Genomic DNA, 22169 nt, shown 5'->3' with positions numbered 1-22169 from the left:
ACTGCGAGACAATCGCAAAGCATGTGAAAAGGAACAGCAGAATGCACAGTCTGAAGCGCGGTCTGACCGCTACTTTCATGGCCCTTGCCCTCAGCGGCACGGCCCTTTACGCAGCCCCGGCAGTTGCGGCCGGCAAGATGACGATTGCAAGTCCCCAGGATCCGGGCAGCTGGGACCCGATCGATACATTTCTCGTGCAGTGGGCAGCCGTTGCCACCAACGTCTTCGATGGCCTGACCTATCGCGGCCCGGACCTGAAGATCGTACCGGGCCTTGCCCAGTCCTGGGAAGAACTGGACGAGGGCAAGCGCATCCGCTTCAAGCTGCGCCAGAACGTCAAGTTCCACGATGGCGAAGCCTTCAATGCCGAGGCCGTCAAGTTCACTTTCGAGCGCCTTCTCGGCGAACAGGGTGCCAAAGGCCCGCAGCGCTCCAACTATACCGCGATCGACAGCGTCGAGGTGATCGACGACTACACGGTCGACATGAAGCTGAAGGCGCCGGATCCGGTGCTCCTGACCAAGCTTGCCGGCTACGGCGCCATGATCGTTCCGCCGAAATACATCAAGGAAAAGGGCGAGGACAATTTCAACACCAATCCGGTCGGCACTGGCGCATTCAAGTTCGTCTCCTACCAGCCGAAGGTCAATATCAAGCTGGAAGCAAATCCGGACTACTGGGGCGGTGCGCCAAAACTGTCGGAGCTGGAATACCGATTCATCCCGGAGCCGGCGACCGCCGTTGCCGAACTGCAGGCCGGCCGCGTCGATCTCGTCATCCCGCCGACCATTCCGATCGGAATGATCCCGGTCATCGAAGGCGATTCCAAGCTGCAGGTCGTCAGCGTCGCTGGCCCCACGGTCGATGCGCTGCGTTTCAATACGCGCGACGGTATCACCGCTGACCCGAAGGTGCGCAAGGCCATAATCATGGCGGTCGATCGCGCCACCATTGTCAATTCGATCCTTGCCGGCCAGGCGACCGAAATCGTCAGCTTCCAGGGCGCGCTCTCCTTCGGCTACGACAAGGACCTGAAGGGTCTGCCCTATGATCCGGCTGGTGCCAAGAAGCTGCTCGAAGAAGCAGGCGTCAAGCCGGGTGCTACGCTGCAGATCGACATTCGCGGCAATGACGCGACGATGAACGAGGTGGCGCAGGTGATTGCCAGCTACCTGCAGATGGTCGGCATCACCGCCACCATCAAGCCCTACGAGACCAATGTCTTGCTGAACGACATTATCCCGCAGGGAAAGACGGGCGCGATGTTCCAGCAGAAGTGGGGCGGCTGGACCTTCGATTTCGACAATACGGCCTATGCCATGTACCACTCCGGCGAGAAGTGGAACCCGTATGACAAGGACGAGACGCTCGACAAGCTCCTGGAATCGCAGCGCCCGCTGACCGACAGGGCGCAGCGCGAAAAGATCCTTCAGGACGTGGCAAAATATGCCGCCGACAGGGCTCTCGAACTGCCGCTTTACAACACAAAGTCCATCTACGGCATTTCCAAGCGCGTAAAGGGCTTTGTCGTACCACCGGATAGCCGCCTGAAGCTCACCGACGTTACCGTCGAGTGATCTGAACCTTCCGGTGCCGTCACGCTCCCAGGGGCGGCACCGCTCCCCGATGCTAAGGACTGAAAAAACGTGGCCGGTTTTCTCATCAAGCGATTGCTGCAAGCGATCTTTGTCGTCATTGCCATAACACTGGTCGTCTCCTTTGCCATTCGCCTCACCGGCGATCCGGCAACCATGATGTTCCAAGGTGGCGGCAGCATGACGCAGGAGGATCTTGCGCGCATCCGTGTTGCCCTCGGCACCGACCAGCCGTTCTTCGTCCAATATCTGAATTTTCTAAAAGGCCTCGTCACCCTCGATCTCGGGCGTAGCTTCACCGGAGGCACGCCCGTTTCGCTTCTCATCGGCAATGCGCTGCCGGCAACGCTGTTGCTCGCCTTCATTTCCATGGCCGTTTCGATCGTGCTGAGCATCCCACTCGGCATCAAGGCAGCCACCGCCAAGGGCAAGGCTGCCGATCAGGCGATCCGCATTTTTTCGCTGGTCGGGCTCTCATTTCCCAATTTCTGGCTGGCAACCATGCTGGTGCTTCTCTTTGCCATCACGCTCGGATGGTTGCCGCCAAGCGGCATGTCGGGGCCCGCAAGCTATGTGATGCCGGCGATCACCATGGGCATCATTCTGACCGCCACCAATGTGCGGCTGGTGCGCACCTCGATGCTGGAAACCCTGCAATCGCAGTATGTCATGGTGGCCCGTGCCAAGGGGCTCAGCGAAACCAAGGTGCTTTACAAGCATGCGCTGCGCAACTGCGCCATTCCGCTCATCACCTATTTCGGCCTGCAATTCGGCGGTCTGCTGGGCGGCATCGTCGTCATCGAGCGGGTGTTCAATTGGCCGGGCATGGGCACGCTCGCGTTCGACGCGGTGGCGGCCCGCGATTATCCCGTGCTCCAGGCCGTCATCACCGTTCTGTCGCTGATGATCGTCGGCATCAACCTTCTGGTCGATATCGCTTACGGGCTCGTCGATCCGCGCATCCGGACGGAGTAGTCAAGATGGCCACCACACCCGCCCGCCACTTTCGCTTCGCAAGCCTCGAATTCGTGCTTGGCGCGACGCTCACCACGGTCATCTGCCTTGCCGTCCTTTTCTCCGACATTCTGTTTCCCGGCGGCGCGGAAAAGATCGACCTGATGGCGCGGTTGGCAAAACCGTTCGCCACTGCTGCCCACCCCTTCGGCACCGATCCCCTGGGGCGCGACGTGCTGGCGCGCGTGGTGGCGGGCGGTAAGATCTCGCTGCTGGTCGGCTTTACCTCGGTGATCGGCGCCGTCCTCTTCGGCGTGCTGATGGGGCTGGTCGCCGGCTACTATCGCGGCTTCTGGGACATGCTTGTCATGCGCTTTGCCGATATCCAGCTCGCCATGCCCTTCATTTTGTTGGCCATCACCTTCATCGCCATCGTCGGCGGCAGCCTGACCAACACCATCATCCTGCTCATCGTCTCGCAATGGGTGCAGTATGCGCGCCTTGTGCGCGGCTCGGTGCTGACTCTGCGCGAGCGCGAATTCATTCTGTCTGCACGCGCGATTGGCGTTGCCGACTGGCGCATCATCTTCCAGCACCTTTTGCCGAATCTGATCGGCCCGGTGATCGTGCTGATGACGCTGAATGTCGCCAACAACATTCTTCTGGAGAGCAGTCTCACCTTTCTCGGCCTCGGCGTTGATCCGACCATTCCAAGCTGGGGCGGCATGCTGGCCGATGGACGCACCTATCTGCAGATCGCCTGGTGGGTCAGCGTTTTTCCGGGCCTTGCTATCCTCTTGACCGTGCTTGGTCTCAACCTTCTCGGCGACTGGCTGCGCGACAGCCTCGACCCGACCGGCAGAACCTCGAGGTAAATTCATGACCGAGATTTTCGTCAAATCCTTCGAGCGCACTCTGGATCGCCTTGTGGCGCAGTCCGCGGCCGGACGGGATTTTCAGGCCTGGACCTTCGATGACCGCAAGAGCCGGCGGGCCGCCGAACAGGCACTGGCGGACAAGGGCATCACCGCTCGTATTCGCAGCGCCTACAAGCCCCTGCTTTGCTTCTTCCTCGAAGAAGTGGATCTTGCCGGCGTCGATGCGATCGAAATCCGCTATCCGGTACATCCGGCAGCGCCTGAAAACCGCTTCCGGCTGGAGGCCTATCCATTGGCCGGGTTGGTGAAACCTGCAAGCATCGCGTTTCTGTCGCGTGCCGATGAAAACATGGTTTATGACGTGACACTGGTGCGCGCCGGCAAGGCAGAAAACCATCGGGTGCTGGTGCCCAACTGGGTTCATATCGATGCCGTCGGTGAAACAAACCTGTCGCCGACCGGCTGGCTCGAATGGGCCGGCGAAAACGAGGGGAGACGGCTTGAGACCGACTACGAAGCGCTGTTCAAGGCTGCCATCAGCGCAGTTGCCGCGCATTCCTGGAGTAGCGAGGAGCCCTATTTCGAAGAGCTGAACATAAAGGTGAGCTATCCGGCCGAAGACGAGCCGCTGTCTTTTGGCGACGAGGTTATAAGCCTGCGCGAGGCGCTGCACGAGGATTTCTATTTTTCCCTGCTCGAATTATTCCAGCGGAAATCCGGGCGGGCGCTCGGCGACCGAAGCCTGAAGCCCGGCCAGATCGTCCCGGAAGTCGTCAAGAGCGACACGCAGGTTGCGGTCAGCATCTCGACGCGCGCCTTTTCAACGGCGTTTCTCGATGGCGCGGACCAGGAGGTCGACACAGCGCAAGAGCCACTTGCTGCGCGCCAGATCGCTGGCAGGCTGGCGGAAATCGGCGGCGAAACCTTCATCGCGAGCGCCCGCTCCGGTCGCACAGTGTCCGCGCGTTATGTCAGGGGCTCCGATCTGCCGGTAATGATCAGTGCTGGCCAGCACCCTAACGAGACGACCGGCATTGTCGGCGCGCTTCGCGCCGCCGCGCGACTGAAAGAGGCGCGAAGAAGCGCGCATTTCACCATTTCGCCGCTGGAAAACCCGGATGGTTACGCGGTCCACCAGCGCCTTCGCCTCGACAACCCGCGCCACATGCACCACGCCGCCCGCTACACAGCCCTTGGCGACGATCTGGAATATCGCACAGTGGAAAATTCGGGCGAGCATCTCAACGAAAAACAGATTCGGCTGGAGGCGCAGGTTCTGAGCGGCGCGCAGCTGCATGTCAACCTGCACGGTTATCCGAGCCATGAATGGACGCGACCGCTGTCTGGCTATGTGCCTCGAGGCTTTGGCATGTGGACGCTGCCAAAGGGCTTTTTCCTTATCATGCGCCACCACCCGAACTTTGAAGAGCACGCCGAAATCTTGCTCGATCGCGTGACGCGCCATCTCGGAAAAATCCCCGGGTTGCTCGCCTTCAACGACCGACAGGTTGCGCTCTACGAGATTCATGCGGGAGAGACCGGTTTCCGCGTTATCAATGGCTTTCCGTGCCTATCCTCGGTGGATGACCGCCACACGGTGCCGATGACGCTGATTACCGAATATCCCGATGAAACCATCTATGGCGATGCCTTTGTCGCGGGCCATGAAGCCCAGATGGAAACGGTTCTTTCTGCCTACGAGGCATGGCAGGAGATCGGCGCGGCCAAGACTGCCTGACCGAAAGGTCAACGACGAGGTACGAGGCGAACCTCCGCTCGGGTGAGGCTATCGGGTCAAAGACGCGATGAAACGGCGGCCGTTTAAGGCAGCGTGTGGAGCCGGGCGGTTGCTTACCTAACGTCGACACAGACGAAGGAAGACACCCGCTCGTCGCGAAATTTCGCTGAGCGGTGCCTGAACAAGCTTGCCGCACGTCACTGGCTATCATCACCCCTCGCACCTGTCTGGCGTTCGAGTTCCGTGAGGCAGGAGTCGTTATCGGCAAAGCGGAAAATACTGTAGACGGCCAATCCCAATTCCGCGCTTCCCGATACTGTGACACTCGCTGATTGAGCGTCGGGGAACTTTGAATTCAGGTTCGCCCATTGCTGGAAGATCTGCCGATCCTGGGAAATGATTGCCTGGCGGAACATGCTATCCTTGGCGAAGCGCGGCGACGCGGTGTGATCAACTTTCTCGTCGGCCGGGCCGAATTCTTCCGTCAATAAGGAGGCAACTTCCTTGTAGATCTCGCGTGTCGTTGTCCCTCGCTGATCGTCGTTGAGATAGCGAGACACCGCAACGACGTTGCATATTCCGACATCCCTGACGTAGGCGAGAATGTACTGATCAAACAGGCCGTTGGCGTCCGGCAGGCTGCTGCAGGAATATTGTCCGGTGCTGTCCGGCTTGTCGCTGTCCATAGGCGTGCAGCCGAGCGCCGACGGGCGAGCATCCTGAGAGACGCCGAAAGGGCGGAAGGACAGCGCTGCCATATCGGCCGGCGCAACGGATGCATTCAAGGTCGCAGCAACTGCGGCAGACATCAAAATGTCAACGATCACCATCGAAGCTCCCTGGATGAGAACCCGCCATAACACGACCAGACCCTTTGCGAAGGCCCGCTCTGCTTGTGTCCACAGTCTTCTCAGCTTGTATCAGTCCTGAGATGGGTATTCCTTTCTGCTCGCGCCACCACCAGGTGTCGCGAAGCAGGTCTTTTCCGAGCCGTCCAAAGGCGGGGAGTGTGACATTCCAACTTTGCAGAAGCACGACACTTCAACTTTGAACCCACCAGCTACACAAATTAAGAAGCATAACAAATATTATGGAACATCTGAGCGGTTTGCCCGCTGTTGCGGACCCATCGACCTGCCATCTCGATCGCGTGCGATAACAGCGAATGATCTCTCCGAGTACTTCTGGCACCACATGCGGGACGCTGCCACCGACCGTGTTACGGGATGAGCCGGTCAGCGCGCAGTTGCTCGAACAGGGCGAAGAAGGCATCGGCGGTGGACTGATAATCCAGAAAACCCAATTGGCGGCTTTTCGACATGTCAGTGACGACTTCGATCGGGCGACCGAGATCGGCGTCGGTGTGCCATGGCGAGGCCAGACGGTGGATGTCGGGTTCGACGAGCCCGTGGCGACCGGCGATGTCGCGCCAGAGACTGGCATCGTCGGCCATCTGCCGTTCGAGCGGCCGGACCACGCCGTCGAAGGCGACGGGTTCGATGCCGAACCAGTCGGCGATCCGGCCCCACATCCAGCTCCAGCGAAAGACATCACCGTTGACGACATTGAAGGCCTGGCAGGCGGCAGCAGGCGTTGTCGATGCCCATTCGATATGCCGCGCGAGCAGCCTTGCGTCGGTCATATCGGTGAGGCTTTCCCATTGCGCCGCGACGCCGGGAAAGCGGAAGGGGCGGCCGGTATCCTTGCAGATGGTGGCGTAGGCCGCCAGCGTCGTGCCCATGTTCATGGCATTGCCGACAGCCTTCCCCACGATGGTGTGCGGACGATGGATGCTCCAGGTGAATCCGTCTTTTGCGGCGGCGGCAAAGACTTCGTCTTCCTGCGCATAGTAGAAATTGTCGATATCCAGCCGTTCCTGCTCTTCACGGAACGGCGTCTGCGGAAGGCTGCCCTTGCCGTAGGCCTCGAAAGGACCGAGATAGTGCTTGAGGCCGGTAACGAGTGCGACATGACGCACCGAGCCCGACGGCCTGGCGGCATCAAGCAGGTGTCGCACCATGGCGGAATTGACGCGGATGTTTTCGGCTTCCGTCGGCTGTCGCAGCCAGCTGGAAATGACGATGTGTGTCGGATCGACGGCTTTTAGCGCTGAGGCCAGCGCGGCCGGGTCCATCAGGTCGGCGGCAACAGGCTGTACGCCCGCGATATGCGGCGGCCTGCGCGCCAGGCCGAAGACCTGCCAGCCGTTACCGCTCAACAGTTCTGCCGTGGCGGTACCGACGATGCCGCTTGCGCCTGCGATCAATGCCTTGTTCAAATAACTGTCTCCTGTTGTTTCGGTGGATGTAGTCATTTCGATCGTTTGCGGCTAGAAGGCACCCATTCGAGACATAGACACCCTGAGGTAACCACATGCGCATAGGTTCTCCCGATCACGAATGGCGCGAAGATTGTGCGCCTCGCCGCGTGCTGGAGATCTTTTCCAGCAAGTGGACGAGCATGATCCTGCACGTGCTGGACACGCGGCTGGACGGATGCGCCCGCACCGGCGTGCTGCAGCGAAGCCTGCCCGGCATTTCCAAGAAGATGCTGACGCAGACGCTACGCGACATGGAGTCCGACGGGCTGGTGACGCGGCGGGTCTACGGAACCGTGCCGCCTGCCGTCGATTATACGCTGACACCGCTCGGCCGGCGTTTCGTCGAGCCAATCGAGCTACTCTATGGCTGGGGGCGGGCAAATGCCGATGCGCTCGATGAACTGGCGGCCAAACGGAAAACCGGGGATACCATCGCCATGTGATCGGACGGTGCACTCGGCTTCGGAAAGCCGCTTGAAAAGCAAACCCAAAGGCTGAAGTTGCCACCTTGATCCATGTCCATATTCCGCGATATATCTGATGAAATTGAAAACGTCAGAGATCGTGATGCCGCAGGTCAGTGCCGACGAAACCATCGCAGAAAACAGCTATAGGAAGATTCGTGCGGACATCATTTTTGGTCGCCTGCCACCCGGGCAAAGGCTGAAACTGGACAAACTCAAAAGCGCTTACGATACCAGTATCAGCACATTGCGTGAGGTGTTGAACCGTCTCTCTGCCGAAGGTCTGGTGGTGGCGGAAGGGCAAAAAGGGTTCCAAGTGTCGCCCGTTTCCGTGGCGGATCTCCGGGAGACAGCCGGGCTCAGGCTTCTGTTGGAGACGCATGCGCTCGAACAGTCGTTCCTTCATGGTGACGTGGAGTGGGAGGCCTCCCTCGCATCGGCGCATTACAAGCTGGCGCGAATGGAACAGGTGATGGCATCCGGCGAGACAAGCAAAACGGAAGATTGGAAACGCTATGACTGGGAATTTCATCAGGCTTTGATAGCCGCCTGCGGCTCGAAACTGCTCATGGAGACCCACTCGGTAATCTTCGACCGATACCTCAGATACCAAATGGTTGCGCTCTCCTACCGCGGGGATGTGGCTGCGAAGGAACATCGACAGCTTCTTGATGCGGCTTTGATGCGGGATGCCAAGACTGCAATCAGCGTTCTCGAGATACATATCCAGGGAGGCGTCGAGCACGCTCTGGCGAGAGGAAAGTTGACATAGAGATGCTGGGAAAAATAAGGGACGTAAGCGAGACCGTGAGCGACGTCGTGTTCCGGCAGATCAGGCAGGATATAATTTCCGGCAAGCTACCGCCGGGGGCAAAGATCAAGCTGGAGCAGGCCAAGGAGCGCTACTCCATCGGAATCTCATCGCTGCGTGAAATTCTGAGCCGGTTGACCACCGAAAACCTGGTTGTCGCGGAAGGGCAGCGTGGCTTCGAAGTCAGTCCAGCCTCGCGGCAGGAGCTTTTCGAACTTGCAGATCTCAGGATTGTTCTGGAAACGCACGCAATCGCTTTGTCCTTTGCCGAGGGAAACCTGGAATGGGAAGGCCGCATCGTGGCAGCGCATCACCGTCTTGCGGCGGCTGAGAAAAAGCTTCTTGCCGGCGACATGTCACGCACCATTGACTGGGTGCGCTATGATTGGGAATTCCACCAGGCGATTGTCTCGGCCTGCAATTCGTCCACGTTGCTGGCGACCTTATCGTCTGTGTTTGACCGCTTTCTGCGATATCACATGCTGGCCGAGAGTTTTCGTGGAAAGCCAGTGGTCGATGACCACAAGCGTCTGTTTGACCTCTCGATTCAACGCGATGTCGCGGGGGCTACTGCTGTCGTGAGGCGGCATGTCCAGAGCGGCGTCGAGCATGTGCTCAAAAGCGGCCGGATCCCCTAAAGTGGCTCAGCCAGCATCTTTCGGGATGCCCTCAGGCCGCATCTGCTTTTTTAAGGCAGCGATCCGAAAAATCGCATTCGAGGCGCCGTAACCGCGATAACCGCGACGCTCGACGATTTCAAAAAAGAAACCCTCGCCATAAGTCCCGCTGTAGAGCTGGAAATACTCGCCGTTTTCGTCGCGGTCGTAAAGAATGTTCCTTGCCTTCAGCCGCTCCGTCAATTCAGGATCCAGACCAAAACGAGCCTCGACGTCGTCATAATAATTCGGAGAAATGTGCAGAGATTTGAAACCGCACACCTGAAGGCATTCGGCAGTCGCAAAGATATCGTGCGTCTCAAACGCGATGTGCTGTATTCCCGACCCGAACTTCTCGGCGATAAAATGCCCCGCCAGGGTGCGGCGATTTTCCGCCCCATTCATGGTGATCCTGATTGTACCAGGTTCGTTCTCTATGACCTGGCTGCGCACCACGCCAGCCGGATCGATGATGTCGACCATGGGCGTTTTGTGCGTCTCGAAGATCGAGGTGTAGAAGAGCAACCACGTCAGCATCTCGTCATAGGCAACTGTCTGCGCGACGTGGTCGATGCGCAAAAGGCCCGCCGAGGCTACACCGCTATCGTCGCAAACCGGGCGAAAATCAATCTCTGAGAACCGACCCAGCGTTGTCTTTTCATCAATAAGATAGATGACGCCGCCTCCGACGCCACGTATGGCAGGCAACTCCAGTTCGCCTTCCTGAACAGCCTGCACGAACGCTTCGGCATCCAGCGCAACAGCCCGTTCATATGCCTCGGCGGCGTCATCGACGATGAGCGCAACGGCATATGCAAAGGTGCCATGGACCGCGTAGGCTGCGCTCGCGAAGCCCAGCTGGTCGATATTGACCAATATCCGGATTTGTCCCTGCTCGAAAAGAAGGACATCCTTTGTCCGGTGGACAGCCGTTTGTCGAAATCCCAGCGTGCGTAGCAGCTCGATCAGCTCAACCGCCTCCTCCGCATCGGTAGCAAACTCCACAAAGCCGACGCCTTTGACTGGCGCCCTGTTCGGCATTGCGGGACCCGTCAGATTTCTATCTCCCAGGCTGCGACGAACCTGATCTCCAAGGTAGACAAGCGATCGATGGCCATCGGCGGCGATGGCACGTGACGATCCACCGCGGAACTGGTCATTGAATATTTCGAGCGAAAGATATCCATCATAACCTGTTGCCGCCACTGCCTCGGTAAAGGCGGTGACCGGGAGATCACCCTCTCCCGGCATGCTGCGGAAGTGTCGGCTCCAGTACAGAAGGTCCATGTCGATCAAAGGAGCATCGGCAAGCTGAACGATAAATATCTTCTCCTTTGGAATCGAACGGATCGACTTGACATCGATCTTACGCGCCAGACTGTGGAAGCTATCGAGAATAAGACCTACGTTCTGGTGGTCGGCACGCCTGACGATTTCCCAGGCGTCGCGGTGGTCATTGATGTGGCGCCCCCAAGCCAGTGCCTCGTAGCCTACCCTCAGCCCGCGTTTGGCGGCCCGTTCTCCAAGTTCGTGGAAATCGGCGGCCGCACGATCGATGCCACCCTGTGACGCCAGAGATACGTTTGAACAGACCAGCACAAGATCGGTGCCAAGTTCTTGCATCAGGTCGAACTTGCGCTCTGCACGATCGAAGGTACGGCTTCGAAGAGGTTCCGGCATTCCTTCGAAGTCACGGAAAGGCTGGAAGAGCGTGATCTCGAGGCCGTGGTCACGCACCAGCCGCCCGACGTCGGCGGGACTGCCATCGAACGCGAGGAAGTCGTTCTCGAAGATTTCGACACCATCGAAACCAGCCGTGGCGATTGCCTCCAGCTTTTCCGGGAGTTCGCCGCTGATCGTAACGGTCGCGATTGAGGTCTTCATTCTAAGCTCTTCCAATTAGCGCGAGAAAATATGAGTTCCGGGTCGTCGGTTCGGGTCAGCAGATATCTCGCCACTATTATCGCAAATGTAGATTTAATTTCAATTAGCTTGTCATATGATAAATTATCATAGGTTTTGAAAAAACTCTGTTGATTTCGATGCCGCTCTCAGGCAACGATAGGCCCGCAGCCAAGGATGAGGGTGGCTGTTCGGTCAAAAGACCAAAAAAGGAGGAGGATTAGCATGTTTAAATCTACTCTATCGCGCCGCAACGCCATGCTTTCAGTTGCTGCCGCGCTTGCATCCGTTGCAATGTCACAGCCGGCCTCGGCGATTTCGCCAGACGAGATCAAGGCTCGTGGTAAGCTGATCGTCGGAATTCAAGGCGATAACCCACCATGGGGTTTCGTTACCAGTGGCGGCAAGCAAGACGGTCTTGACGCCGACATCGCCACTTTGTTCGGAAACGAACTCGGCGTTCCGGTGGAATTCGTGCCGCTTGAAGTGAACAACCGCATTCCCGCGCTCACGGCGGGAAGAGTGGACGTTCTGTTCGCGACGATGGCCATGTTGCCGGACAGAGCAAAGGCAGTTCAGTTCAGCAAGCCTTATGTTGCCAATGCGATCGTCCTGATCGGACCCAAATCCGCTGAAATCAAAACCAATGTCGACATGGCGAAGTTCACCGTAGGCGTGGCAAAGGGCGCCGCCCAAGACACGCAGGTTACCAAGAACGCGCCGGAAGGCACGACGATCCGCCGCTACGACGGCGACGCCGCAAGCGTTCAGGCCCTGGTATCCGGACAGGTCAATACGCTGGGTGGAAACATCTTCTACATGGACCGCGTCGAGAAGGCCCGTCCGGGCGAGTTCGAAAACAAACTCGAATTCCAGAAGCTCTACAACGGTGCTTGCACGCGTCTCGGTGAAACCGAGATAAACGCGTCAATCAATACCTTTATCGATAAAATAAAGGCAAACGGCGAACTCAAGAAAGTCTACGACAAGTGGATGAAGGTTCCCGTCCCGGAATTCCCGCAAAGCCTCGAAGGCATCCCCTTCGCCGCCAAGTAAACCGGAACCAGCTACCATTTAGATAGATGACGGGCATCGTGAACGATGCCCGTCACCGTCGCCTTGATGTCGAGAAGCCGGATATGATCCGTGCGTGGAACCATGTTCATGAACAAGCCGATCTTTATCCTTAATGGGCCGAACCTGAACCTTCTCGGCCAACGCGAGCCGCACATCTACGGCACAACCACGCTCGCCGATATTCGTGAGCGATGCTTGAACAAGGCAAAGGCTTTGGGGTTTGCAGTTGATTTCAGGCAGAGCAATTTCGAGGGTGAGCTTGTCGAAAGCGTGCATCAGGCACGCACCGACGCTTGCGGCATCATTATCAATCCAGCAGCCTACACCTTTACGTCGATCGCGATTCTCGATGCCTTGAAAACCTTCGATCCACCCAAGATCGAGCTGCATATCTCGAATGTGCATGCGCGGGAGAGCATCTATCACAACTCTTTGATCTCCCGCGTCGCAACGGCGATCATGATCGGCTTCGGAGCGGATGGCTACGAGCTGGCCATCCAGGCGATGGCTGGAATGGTCACGCGCGATTGAGTTTCAGGATCACGGACGAGAAAGGTCGCAATGAACTACCAGTTGGATTTCACGCCGGTGATTGATGCCCTGCCGAGCCTGTTGCTCGGTTGCCTCGGTACGCTTTTGCTCGCAATCTGCGGAATGGCGCTGGCAATCGTCATCGGAATCGGCGGCGTGGCTTTGCGCGATTCCGGTTTCAAGCCAGTGCGCTGGTTGATCATCGGGTTCGTTGAAGTGATCCGCAACACCCCATTTCTGGTCCAGATCTTCTTCATCTATTTCGCGCTTCCCCTCATTGGCGTGAGACTCGATCCGACGCCAACAGCGATCATCGCACTCGGTATAAACGGTGGCGCATACGCTATCGAGATCATCCGCGGCGGGGTGCAGTCGATCCCCAAGGGACAAATGGAAGCAGGCTTGGCGCTAGGCCTCCACAAGGCTCAGGTCTTCCGGTTGATCATCCTCAAGCCCGCATTGAGGGCGATCTATCCGTCGCTGACCAGCCAGTTTGTCTTGTTGACGCTATCGACAAGCATTGCTTCGGCTATCTCGGCTTACGAGCTGACCTCGGTCTCCCAGCGCATTGAGTCCGAGAGCTTCCGCAGCTTCGAAGTCTATTTCACGGTTACGGTTTTCTATCTCGTGATCTCCTGGCTGATGATGCGCCTGTTTGCGCTGTTTTCGGCGCGCTACTTCAAATATCCGGTTAGGTAGGAGCGGTGTGATGGGCCCCGAAGAATTCGTGTTTCTCCTGATTGGCTTGAAGTGGACCGTTGTACTTTCGGCGGTCGGCTTTGCCTGTGGCTGCGTGGCCGGGCTCGGCGTGGCGCTTGCGCGGACTTCCAGCCTTCCTCTGCTCGAGCGGTTAACGGCTGGTTACATCGCGATATTTCAGGGGACGCCACTGCTGATGCAGCTTTTCGTCGTCTACTATGGACTGGCGCTTGTTGGCTTGCGCCTGGACGCATGGGTTGCAGTCTCCATAGGCCTGACGCTTCACGCCAGTGCCTACCTTGGCGAAATCTGGCGCGGCGCCATAGAAGCCGTGCCCCGCGGCCAGACCGAGGCAGCAAAGGCTTTGAGCCTCAAATACATGTCGCGCATGCGAGACGTTATCCTTCCCCAGGCATTGCGTATCTCGCTGCCGGCAACGGTCGGCTTTCTTGTCCAACTGATCAAGGGAACTTCGCTTGCTTCGATCGTGGGGTTCACCGAGCTGACGCGCGCCGGCAACATCATCTCCAATCAGATATTCCAGCCGCTGACGGTCTTTGGGATTGTTGGGGTGCTGTACTTCCTCATGTGCCTGCCTCTGACGATTTTTGGAGCGCGATTGGAACGACGGTTCGCCGCATCGGCACGCTAGCCTCCCTCTCCTGCTTCGAAGCTACCTACCAAGCCCACCGGAGTTCCATCGATGCCAAATTCAAAGCCTGCCGAAGTCGCCGCACCGATGATTGTCATGGAACGGGTGGAGAAGTGGTACGGCGCTTTTCAAGCGTTGCATGACATCAACATGACGGTGCGCAGTGGCGAGCGGATTGTCTTGTGCGGTCCCTCCGGCAGCGGAAAATCGACACTCATCCGATGCATCAATCATCTCGAAACCTACCAGAAGGGCGAGATTCGTGTCGGCGGCATCGTCCTTGGAGATCGGCCGAAAGCTATCGATGCGATCCGACGCGAGGTCGGAATGGTGTTCCAGCAGTTCAACCTCTTTCCGCACCTGACAGTGCTGCAGAACTGCATGCTTGCTCCTGTCAGAGCCACTGGCATCAGCAAGTCCGAGGCAGAAGATCGGGCTCGCGGGCTTCTCGAACGGGTCAAGATTTCCGAGCAGGCCAGCAAGTATCCGGCACAGTTATCTGGCGGTCAGCAGCAGCGCGTTGCCATCGCGCGTGCGCTTTGCATGCAGCCGAAAGTCATGCTGTTCGATGAGCCTACCTCGGCGCTTGATCCTGAGATGGTCAAGGAAGTCCTGGACACCATGATTTCGCTGGCAGACGACGGCATGACGATGATCTGTGTCACCCACGAGATGGGTTTTGCCCGGCAAGTGGCAGACAGGGTCATCTTCATGGCCAGCGGAGCGATCGTCGAGGAGGCGCCTCCTGCCGAATTCTTCACCGATCCGAGGCATGCGCGGACCAGGAAGTTTCTCGGGGAGATCCTCCGGAAGTGAGCTTCGCAACGGCGGCCACGAACTCGGCCAGCCTTGGAGCGAGATCCGGATATGCGACGTTACTCAATTCGATCCGAAGAAAGACGAGTGTCATGATCACCGGCAAGACCAAGCTCATTGCTCACCTTGGCTACCCCACCGATTCATTCAAGGCTCCGTTGATCTACAATCCGTATTTCGAGGCAAGCGACATCGATGCCGTGGTGATGCCCATGGGCTGTAGACCGGAAGACTATCCGGCATTCCTGAAGCTGCTCTTTCGGCTGTCAAATATCCATGGCGCACTGATAACGATGCCTCACAAGGTTTCGACGATGGACCTTATCGACGAAGCGTCGACAGCCGCAAAAATCGCGGGCTCATGCAATGCCGTACGGCTCGACCCGGATGGCAGGCTCATCGGAGACATGTTTGACGGCGAGGGTTTTGTGCGCGGCGTGATGCGAAAGGGAAGGCCGATTGCCGGAACGAGTGTCCTGGTAGTCGGCGCTGGCGGTGTCGGATCGGCGATAGCAGCATCATTGGCGAATGGCGGCGTGGGCCGTCTCGCAATTTTCGATGCAAATCAAGGGACCGCCAGTGCGCTGCTCGACAGACTTAAGAAGCACCATCCAGGCCTTCAGGTTTCAACCGGCTCCGCCGATCCGGCTGGCTTTGATATTGTGGTCAACGCGACGCCGCTTGGAATGAGGCGCGACGACCCGCTCCCCATCGATGTCAACCATATTTCCCCGTCAACCTTTGTAGGCGAAGTCGTGATGTCCGCCCAAATGACACCTCTTCTCGAGGCTGCAAAAGCGCGTGGCTGCACGTTTCAAGTGGGGACGGACATGTTGTTTGAACAGATTCCGGCTTACCTGGAGTTCTTCGATTTCCCGGCGACAACCGCTGATCGGTTGCGCACAATCGCCAAGCTCGTTTGAAGGCGCGATCGCCTCGGTTCCTATCCGAGGTCATTTCTTGGCGTGGGAGTTCCTTGAGAACATTCAAGAGTTCGCACTCCTATATCTTCGTCTAGATGTTCAGCAATGCTGTCTTGCCTAATCTCAAGCGCAGTTAGACAAAGGGCGAAGCGACGATTTCATCGCGACTCCTCGACAGCGAGTTTGCGCTCGTCAACGGTGGTACGTATTGCCCTGTTGACATCGGGACCCGCAACGGCTGGCCCAGATGGTCGTGTCGCCACGCCGCCAGCGACATCAAACGAGCGGCAACTTGCTCCCTCTCCCAATTGAAAGGCCCTGTAAATGCTAACGAGGATCAATGGGACAGACATCTTCTTTGATATCGAAGGCAGTGCGTTGCGAAAGATCGACGGACAGATGTGCGAAGTACCCACAATACTGGCTCTGCATGGGGGCCTTGGATTCGATCATGGCTACTTGCGGGATGGACTTGGACGTCTGCAGGATATCGCCCAAATCATCTATGTGGATCTGAGGGGGCAAGGCCGATCAGGCCGTCCGGCGCTGGAAACAGCCACACTGGAGCAGATGGCCGACGACGTTGCGGAGCTCATCCGTATGCTCGGACCCCATAAGCCATATATCTTCGGTCATTCGGCGGGTGGTTTCGTAGCGTTGCACCTAGCCCTGAGGCATTCCAGATCGATTGCTGGCCTGATTTTGTCGGGGACCGCGCCAACTGTCGCGCCGATACAAGATGAGCCCAACCAGCCCACGCCCACCCTCGCGGACCGAGCCCCACCCAAGACGATGGAAGTAGCCGCTAGAATTTTTTCAGGGGACATCACCGCGGAAAGTGTGGCGGAATTCTTCGAAAAGGTAGGCCCTTACTATGCCGCTCCCGCGCAGATGGGGCTGACCGCAACGCTGTTGCAGGCAACCTCGAAAAACGTCGATATGATGAAACATTTCATGACAAAGATTGCCCCACAGTATGATTTGACCTCACAACTTCATCTGATTGCCGTTCCAACCTTGGTACTCGTCGGTGCATACGACTGGGTCTGCCCACCACGGGCGAGCCGTGCGATTGCGAAGAGCATTGCGCAAAGCAAGTTTGTCCTGTTTGACCGTTCTGGCCACTTCCTGTTCTCGGAGGAGCCGGAAAAATTCCGTGGTGTCGTCGTCGACTTTCTTGCAGACCACGCGGATGATCCTTGGTCACTAAGTATGAGCGATGGCGCGAACACCGGCAGAAGCGCCAACACAAGTTGATCGCCAAAAGCCAGCTTCACAGCACCTTCCGGCTCGTCAGTTCTCTGCCGGGGGCATGGCCACCGAGGTTGCGATTTTGGTTTCAGGTAGCCGTGGGCGCCGTTTGCGAGATACAACTGACACTAGATGTCAGGAGTTGGCGGCTGATGACCTAGTCGCGCCAGGGCCGGTGTGATCAAGTTGCCTTGTCAGAACGAAAAAAGGGGAAGCTTATGGTCGGCGGGGCAACACATGACTTCGATTTCAACCACGGCGATTGGGTCGTTACCAATAAGCGACTGGTTCAGCGCGGCGCCAACTCTCATGAGTGGGAGGTGTTCACCTCCTATGAGAAGGCGCAGCTCTGGATGGGTGGCATGGTTTCGATCGACGAAAGCGATTTCCCGACGAAGGGTTTCCGCGGTATGAGCCTGCGGACCTACAATCCCCAAAAGGACGAATGGGCGATCTATTGGATCAATTCTGGCGACGGTATCCTCCAGCCGCCGGTTTTCGGTCGCTTCGAAAAGGGCGTGGGTATATTCACCGGCGACGACACGGATGGTGACCGCCCGGTGAAGGTAAAGTTCCATTGGAGCCGCACCGATACCGAGAGCCCGCGCTGGAGCCAGTCGTTTTCCTATGATGATGGAAATACTTGGGAAACCAACTGGATCATGGAGTTTGCGCGTCCCGAATGAACCACAACCCGAATGCCGGCGGCAGGATTTAGTCCGGGACTAAGAGTATCCCTGCCCTGCCGCCGATGCAGTGCCGATACCGTTCGTTGTTGTGATTTGAACGTGAATAAGCAGTCCCTTAAGAAAGTTCCGGTGGGGGCAGAGTCCAGTACGTTGCCGGTAAATACATGCCGGCAATATGAAAATGCCGAGTCAGTGCAGAATGAATGTCCAACGGTACCGTAAAAAGCGCAAATGGCACGAGCTTGATCTCTTGTGCCGAGCTGGAGCGGGGATTGGACCCATCGCGCCTGCGGCCTGCAGGATAGTCCGCGAGCTCGTTGGAGCAGACTCCATCTTGCTGTTCTGGCTCGATCAGAACGGCCTGCCTGCGGGGCTTTTCTACGAGAGCACCGCAGATTGCGCAGCTGAGGTATTCGGTGATGATTATCACCGGTTCTTTTCTGATCCATCAGAGCTGAATGGCTTGAGCGCATCCCCGGAGAATGACGAGCCTGTCGGAATCCTGATGAATCCACGGCGGGACTATTTTTGCTCCAAAACCTTCAATCTTATGGTCAAGGCGAGTGCAAACCTGCACTCCATTGATCTGAAGGTCGACGTTGAAAATCAGACACGAGCGGTTTTTATGTTGTTTCGCAAGGGGCAAACGGCGTTTGATGAACACGACGCTTCGCATTTCAGACAGGCACTCCCCTACCTGCGACATGCTATTGAAAGGCACGCACCGGAAGGGCCTTGGGAGGGACCCAATGCTCCCGGTCATATACTTGTCGATTGGTCTGGCACAAAGCTGTTGGCGGTGAGCGATGAAGCATCCCAGCTTCTCAACGCCTGTGCGATCGTCGGGCAGGATATCCGCGTTACAGCTTCCGCAACGCTTCCCCCGCGATTTGCCGAGGACCTCTGTCGTCGCCTGGAGACGGCAGGTGTGACGAGCGATATCCTGGACATCCCGTGGGGTCGGCTTCGTGCTACAGCCACGCAAATGCATGAATTCTCAGCAGAGGCTACGAAACGGGTGCTCATCTCGCTCGAGATGGAGGTGCCCAAACGCCTACGGATTATCCATGCGATCCTGGACCTGCCAATATCGCCGCTTCAACGCTTGATCGCACTGGTTGCTGCTGAGGACGGGTCCCGTGCGGACTGCCTGAACTCGACGGGGATTAGCAAGGAGGCACTAAAGAAGCATCTTTCCGCCATTTATCGAGTAGTTGGGGTGAATTCGTGGGAAGACCTAGCGGTGGCGCTGCAGCGGCCGCGGAACTCGCCGGGAAATTCGACACCGTTTTGAACCGCCAATGGTCCGCGAGATCTGATAGCGGATTTGATATGCGCCGTCGGCGCATAGCGCCGTGTGCTACAAGATTGCTTCCGTCTCTTCAGAATTGAACGCCATACCGCGCGCCACCATTTATTCGCGCTGCGATGATCGCTGAACGGCACAGTGCGGAAGTCGGGTTTTTCGTCACAGCTGAAGTGCATGTAGCTGGACATGCATCCAAAACTTTTCATCCCCCACGGGGGAATAGTCTGACCGGAGAATAACGGGTAGTTGCAACTACTCATCCCGATTGCTCACCCAAGACGCGAAGTGAGGTTTCGGTGCCATCGCGGATATTGCCGCGATGCCTTGATCCGATTTCAGGCATGCCACCCTTGGTCTGCCTGCCGACAGCAGTTGCACGCTTGCCTGCTACAGGAGACGATTGCCATGCCAATCACCTTGAGTGAGTGGAACGAGTTTTTTCTTAATCGAGGCACGAATTCGATGGTGCCATTTCGCCGTTCGCCGGCCGTCCTCAGAGATCGCTTCGGAAGGTCACAGGACCGTCCACGAGGTCTCCAGCGGAACATTTGGGTTTGCTTTTAGCAACTCATTTCTCACTGCCTTTCGCGCACGGTTAAGTGAGATTTCGCGCCCACGAGAAGCTCCACAACAAGCCATCACCGCAGAATTGCCGATGTGGGGCCCGTTTGCCCCTGCTGAGCCCGACCGTTTCTAACCCCCGGAGAATTTCATGCTATTAAAAATATCTGAGGCAGTCGCGATGCCGAAAAAGCATGCCATCCGCTACGGACTTATGGTTCTTGTAATTGCCGTCACGCTACCGATAGCGCTGACACTCAATAGCTTCCATGTTCCCACGGCCTTTGCGACCATGTTGCTCGCCGTCATGTTTTCCGTGTGGAGATTTGGTATTGGGCCTGGCTTGGTGGCTTCGGTGTTCACGATTTTCAGCATTAGGTTCTTTCTGCTTGAGCCCCTCTACACAATTGATCCCTTCGCTCTGCCTGACGAGGAACTGCGTGTATTTCTCCTTTTCAGCGAGGCTATCCTGCTACTCTGGCTGCTTGGCTCGGCCCAGCGACGCGCCCAGGAAAAGCTGAGAGCAAGCGAAGCATATCTGACAGACGCCCAGGCACTGAGCCAGACAGGGAGCGTGAGCTTCATTGTGCCGGATGCCGAAGTCTTCTGGTCCGCGCAGGCATATCGAGTACTTGGCTATAGCAACGACACCTCGCCAAGCGTGCAGCGCATGATTGCACGTGTACATCCCGGCGATATCGCTTTGGCACAGAGCCGGTTCTTCCAACTGACAGAGCCTGCGAAACGCATCGATTTCGAACATCGGATCGTGATGCCGGATGGTACCCTCAAGGAGCTTGCTGTACTTGGCAAGGCCGAACTCGAACGGGGTGGAAAGATCCGGGTTTCGGCGGCGGTTATGGATGTGACCGAGGCAAAACGCATAAGTGCTTCGCTGCGGAAATCGCAAGCCGAACTTGCCCATGTCACCAGGTTGACTGCAATGGGAGAACTGGTTGCCTCCATAAGCCATGAAATAAATCAACCGCTCGCAGCCATCAAGTTGAACGCAGAGACCGGCGCAAGATGGCTTGACCGGGAACCGCCTCAATTGGACAACGTCCGTCTGAGTTTGACCCGCATCGTCGATAACGCAGGACGCACAGGAGCCTTGATCTCCAATCTTCGGAATATGACCAAAAAGGCAGAGGTTCAAACGAGGGCCCTTGATATGAACCATGTCGTAGCCGACGTCGTACAAATCCTGCAGAGGGAAGCCCAGGACAGAAACATCCGGTGCCTGATCGATCTTGAGTCGAATCTGAAGCTGGTGGAGGCCGACGAGGTGCAGCTGCAGCAAATCCTCGTGAATTTCCTGATGAACGGCTTCGATGCCATGGCAACGACTCCGGAGAGCGAGCGTCAGATATCAATCCGTTCGCGAAATTGCGAGGACAGTGTTGCCGTTGAAGTGCGGGACGCGGGGCATGGGATAACGGAGGGGGTCGCGGGCCGGCTGTTCGACGCGTTCTTCACCACAAAGCTTCATGGCATGGGCATAGGGCTGTCCATCTGTCGAACGATCGCGGAAGCTCATGGTGGTAAAGTCGAGGCGTTCAACAACGAGGACAGGGGCGCGACATTTCGCATTGTCCTCCCTCAGACTTCTAGGTTGGTCGCTTGAGGGGAGCGGCCAAACCGTCGTGAGTCCTCGGGCGGCAGGGTTTAGAGGCAGGACTTTGATCGGCTGGACGGCGAGACTTCCTCCGCACGCGAGCTTTATGATCGCATGATCGAGCTTTACCCGGACCGGATTGATCCCGGATCGTTGTGGCGCAGTGCTCACGCGGCGAAGGCGTTCACTGCCGACAAATCTGTATGAGGCGCCCGCCTGGCGGTGGCAGCGGGTAGGCATATGATGTCCGGGTTCACCGTTCGAATCGTATACCAACGGGTATTCGTCTGGCTGGCCTCAGCTCTCATGCTCTCCGGGCTACAGTTGGGAATAGCGCTTGCGGCCAACCAAGTTGCAATCACCTGATACGGCGCTATCTCACTTTGATGAGAGACCGCGAAGCAGGAATGAAACACCCTTGGAGCGCTCCCGTATCCATAGCTTGCGCACGGGGTTCAAGGACCCGCGCTGTGACCTGTACCCACGATGCACTGCTCGTCTTGTTTGACGATTGGCCTGTCATCGACGGGCAACCTTACTTTTCCGCGTTGGAAGTTTGCACAGCAGTCGCCGAAGGACAGAAGACACCCTATGACGCTCAAGTCGCCTTCATGGCCGCGGTGAGTGCGGCAAAGCTCGATTTCGAGCTCCTATAGGCTCTGGCCGCGTATTGTCGAAATGGGGATCGATTGTCTGAGAACGACAATCAGCAGGTTCGTGACTATCAT

The 22169-nt window shown here is 57.4% G+C and carries 21 protein-coding genes; 18 read left to right on the top strand and 3 right to left on the bottom strand.

Annotated features, from left to right (window positions below):
* Window positions 1-41 precede the first annotated feature (41 nt).
* The 4 genes from ASC90_RS24055 to ASC90_RS24040 all read left to right on the top strand — a co-directional run bounded on the left by ASC90_RS24055 (window position 42) and on the right by ASC90_RS24040 (window position 5165).
* A complete protein-coding gene (locus tag ASC90_RS24055; RefSeq protein ID WP_056546068.1) occupies window positions 42-1577 on the top strand; it encodes an ABC transporter substrate-binding protein in 1536 nt (511 codons plus the stop codon).
* 69 nt (window positions 1578-1646) lie between these two features.
* Entirely contained in the window at window positions 1647-2570 is a 924-nt protein-coding gene (locus ASC90_RS24050; RefSeq protein ID WP_056546066.1) for an ABC transporter permease, read from the top strand.
* A gap of 5 nt (window positions 2571-2575) precedes the next feature.
* Window positions 2576-3424: an ABC transporter permease gene (locus ASC90_RS24045; RefSeq protein ID WP_056546064.1), complete on the top strand. Its 849-nt coding sequence runs from the start codon at window positions 2576-2578 to the stop codon at window positions 3422-3424.
* Window positions 3425-3428: 4 nt separating this feature from the next.
* Window positions 3429-5165 (top strand): M14 family metallopeptidase, encoded by a 1737-nt coding sequence (locus tag ASC90_RS24040; RefSeq protein ID WP_056546061.1) that lies wholly within the window; start codon window positions 3429-3431, stop codon window positions 5163-5165.
* A 197-nt stretch (window positions 5166-5362) separates the two neighbouring features.
* Here the strand turns inward: ASC90_RS24040 and ASC90_RS24035 are convergent, their stop codons facing one another.
* Both ASC90_RS24035 and ASC90_RS24030 read right to left on the bottom strand, forming a co-directional pair.
* Complete coding sequence (locus tag ASC90_RS24035) at window positions 5363-5995, bottom strand: hypothetical protein (protein ID WP_056546060.1); 633 nt, start codon at window positions 5993-5995, stop codon at window positions 5363-5365.
* A 389-nt stretch (window positions 5996-6384) separates the two neighbouring features.
* On the bottom strand, window positions 6385-7479 hold the full coding sequence (locus ASC90_RS24030; protein ID WP_056546058.1) for an SDR family oxidoreductase: 1095 nt from the start codon (window positions 7477-7479) through the stop codon (window positions 6385-6387).
* A gap of 59 nt (window positions 7480-7538) precedes the next feature.
* On the opposite strand from ASC90_RS24030, the gene ASC90_RS24025 reads away from it, so the two are divergent.
* The 3 genes from ASC90_RS24025 (at window position 7539) to ASC90_RS24015 (ending at window position 9398) form a co-directional block, all read left to right on the top strand.
* Window positions 7539-7928: a helix-turn-helix domain-containing protein gene (locus ASC90_RS24025; protein ID WP_056546056.1), complete on the top strand. Its 390-nt coding sequence runs from the start codon at window positions 7539-7541 to the stop codon at window positions 7926-7928.
* Between the two features lie 124 nt (window positions 7929-8052).
* A complete protein-coding gene (locus ASC90_RS24020; RefSeq protein WP_056546404.1) occupies window positions 8053-8721 on the top strand; it encodes a GntR family transcriptional regulator in 669 nt (222 codons plus the stop codon).
* A gap of 2 nt (window positions 8722-8723) precedes the next feature.
* Window positions 8724-9398, top strand: a complete 675-nt coding sequence (locus ASC90_RS24015; RefSeq protein ID WP_056546054.1) for a GntR family transcriptional regulator — start codon at window positions 8724-8726, stop codon at window positions 9396-9398.
* Window positions 9399-9404: 6 nt separating this feature from the next.
* Here ASC90_RS24015 and ASC90_RS24010 read toward each other — a convergent pair whose 3' ends face one another.
* Complete coding sequence (locus tag ASC90_RS24010) at window positions 9405-11300, bottom strand: sugar phosphate isomerase/epimerase and 4-hydroxyphenylpyruvate domain-containing protein (RefSeq protein ID WP_056546052.1); 1896 nt, start codon at window positions 11298-11300, stop codon at window positions 9405-9407.
* 243 nt (window positions 11301-11543) lie between these two features.
* Between ASC90_RS24010 and ASC90_RS24005 the strand changes: the two genes are divergently transcribed.
* The 11 genes from ASC90_RS24005 (at window position 11544) to ASC90_RS23955 (ending at window position 22097) form a co-directional block, all read left to right on the top strand.
* Window positions 11544-12374: a transporter substrate-binding domain-containing protein gene (locus ASC90_RS24005; protein ID WP_056546051.1), complete on the top strand. Its 831-nt coding sequence runs from the start codon at window positions 11544-11546 to the stop codon at window positions 12372-12374.
* Between the two features lie 108 nt (window positions 12375-12482).
* The gene (gene aroQ / locus ASC90_RS24000) at window positions 12483-12926 is read left to right on the top strand and encodes a type II 3-dehydroquinate dehydratase (protein WP_056546048.1); all 444 of its coding nucleotides are present in this window, start codon (window positions 12483-12485) and stop codon (window positions 12924-12926) included.
* A 30-nt stretch (window positions 12927-12956) separates the two neighbouring features.
* On the top strand, window positions 12957-13625 hold the full coding sequence (locus ASC90_RS23995; RefSeq protein ID WP_056546046.1) for an amino acid ABC transporter permease: 669 nt from the start codon (window positions 12957-12959) through the stop codon (window positions 13623-13625).
* Between the two features lie 10 nt (window positions 13626-13635).
* The gene (locus ASC90_RS23990; protein WP_056546043.1) at window positions 13636-14277 is read left to right on the top strand and encodes an amino acid ABC transporter permease; all 642 of its coding nucleotides are present in this window, start codon (window positions 13636-13638) and stop codon (window positions 14275-14277) included.
* A gap of 51 nt (window positions 14278-14328) precedes the next feature.
* The gene (locus ASC90_RS23985; RefSeq protein ID WP_056546042.1) at window positions 14329-15093 is read left to right on the top strand and encodes an amino acid ABC transporter ATP-binding protein; all 765 of its coding nucleotides are present in this window, start codon (window positions 14329-14331) and stop codon (window positions 15091-15093) included.
* 92 nt (window positions 15094-15185) lie between these two features.
* Window positions 15186-16016 (top strand): ThiF family adenylyltransferase, encoded by an 831-nt coding sequence (locus ASC90_RS23980; protein ID WP_056546401.1) that lies wholly within the window; start codon window positions 15186-15188, stop codon window positions 16014-16016.
* Window positions 16017-16394: 378 nt separating this feature from the next.
* A complete protein-coding gene (locus tag ASC90_RS23975) occupies window positions 16395-17273 on the top strand; it encodes an alpha/beta hydrolase (RefSeq protein WP_162246991.1) in 879 nt (292 codons plus the stop codon).
* A 212-nt stretch (window positions 17274-17485) separates the two neighbouring features.
* Window positions 17486-17953, top strand: coding sequence for a hypothetical protein (locus tag ASC90_RS23970; protein ID WP_056546038.1), 468 nt, complete (start codon window positions 17486-17488; stop codon window positions 17951-17953).
* Window positions 17954-18290: 337 nt separating this feature from the next.
* Window positions 18291-19250, top strand: a complete 960-nt coding sequence (locus ASC90_RS23965) for a hypothetical protein (RefSeq protein WP_156393109.1) — start codon at window positions 18291-18293, stop codon at window positions 19248-19250.
* Between the two features lie 757 nt (window positions 19251-20007).
* A complete protein-coding gene (locus ASC90_RS23960; protein ID WP_056546033.1) occupies window positions 20008-21450 on the top strand; it encodes an ATP-binding protein in 1443 nt (480 codons plus the stop codon).
* A 377-nt stretch (window positions 21451-21827) separates the two neighbouring features.
* The gene (locus ASC90_RS23955; RefSeq protein WP_082520035.1) at window positions 21828-22097 is read left to right on the top strand and encodes a DUF982 domain-containing protein; all 270 of its coding nucleotides are present in this window, start codon (window positions 21828-21830) and stop codon (window positions 22095-22097) included.
* Window positions 22098-22169 lie beyond the last annotated feature (72 nt).

Source organism: Rhizobium sp. Root1220 (assembly GCF_001426265.1).
Taxonomy (GTDB): Bacteria; Pseudomonadota; Alphaproteobacteria; order Rhizobiales; family Rhizobiaceae; genus Rhizobium.
This window is presented reverse-complemented; position numbering and strand designations above follow the sequence as displayed.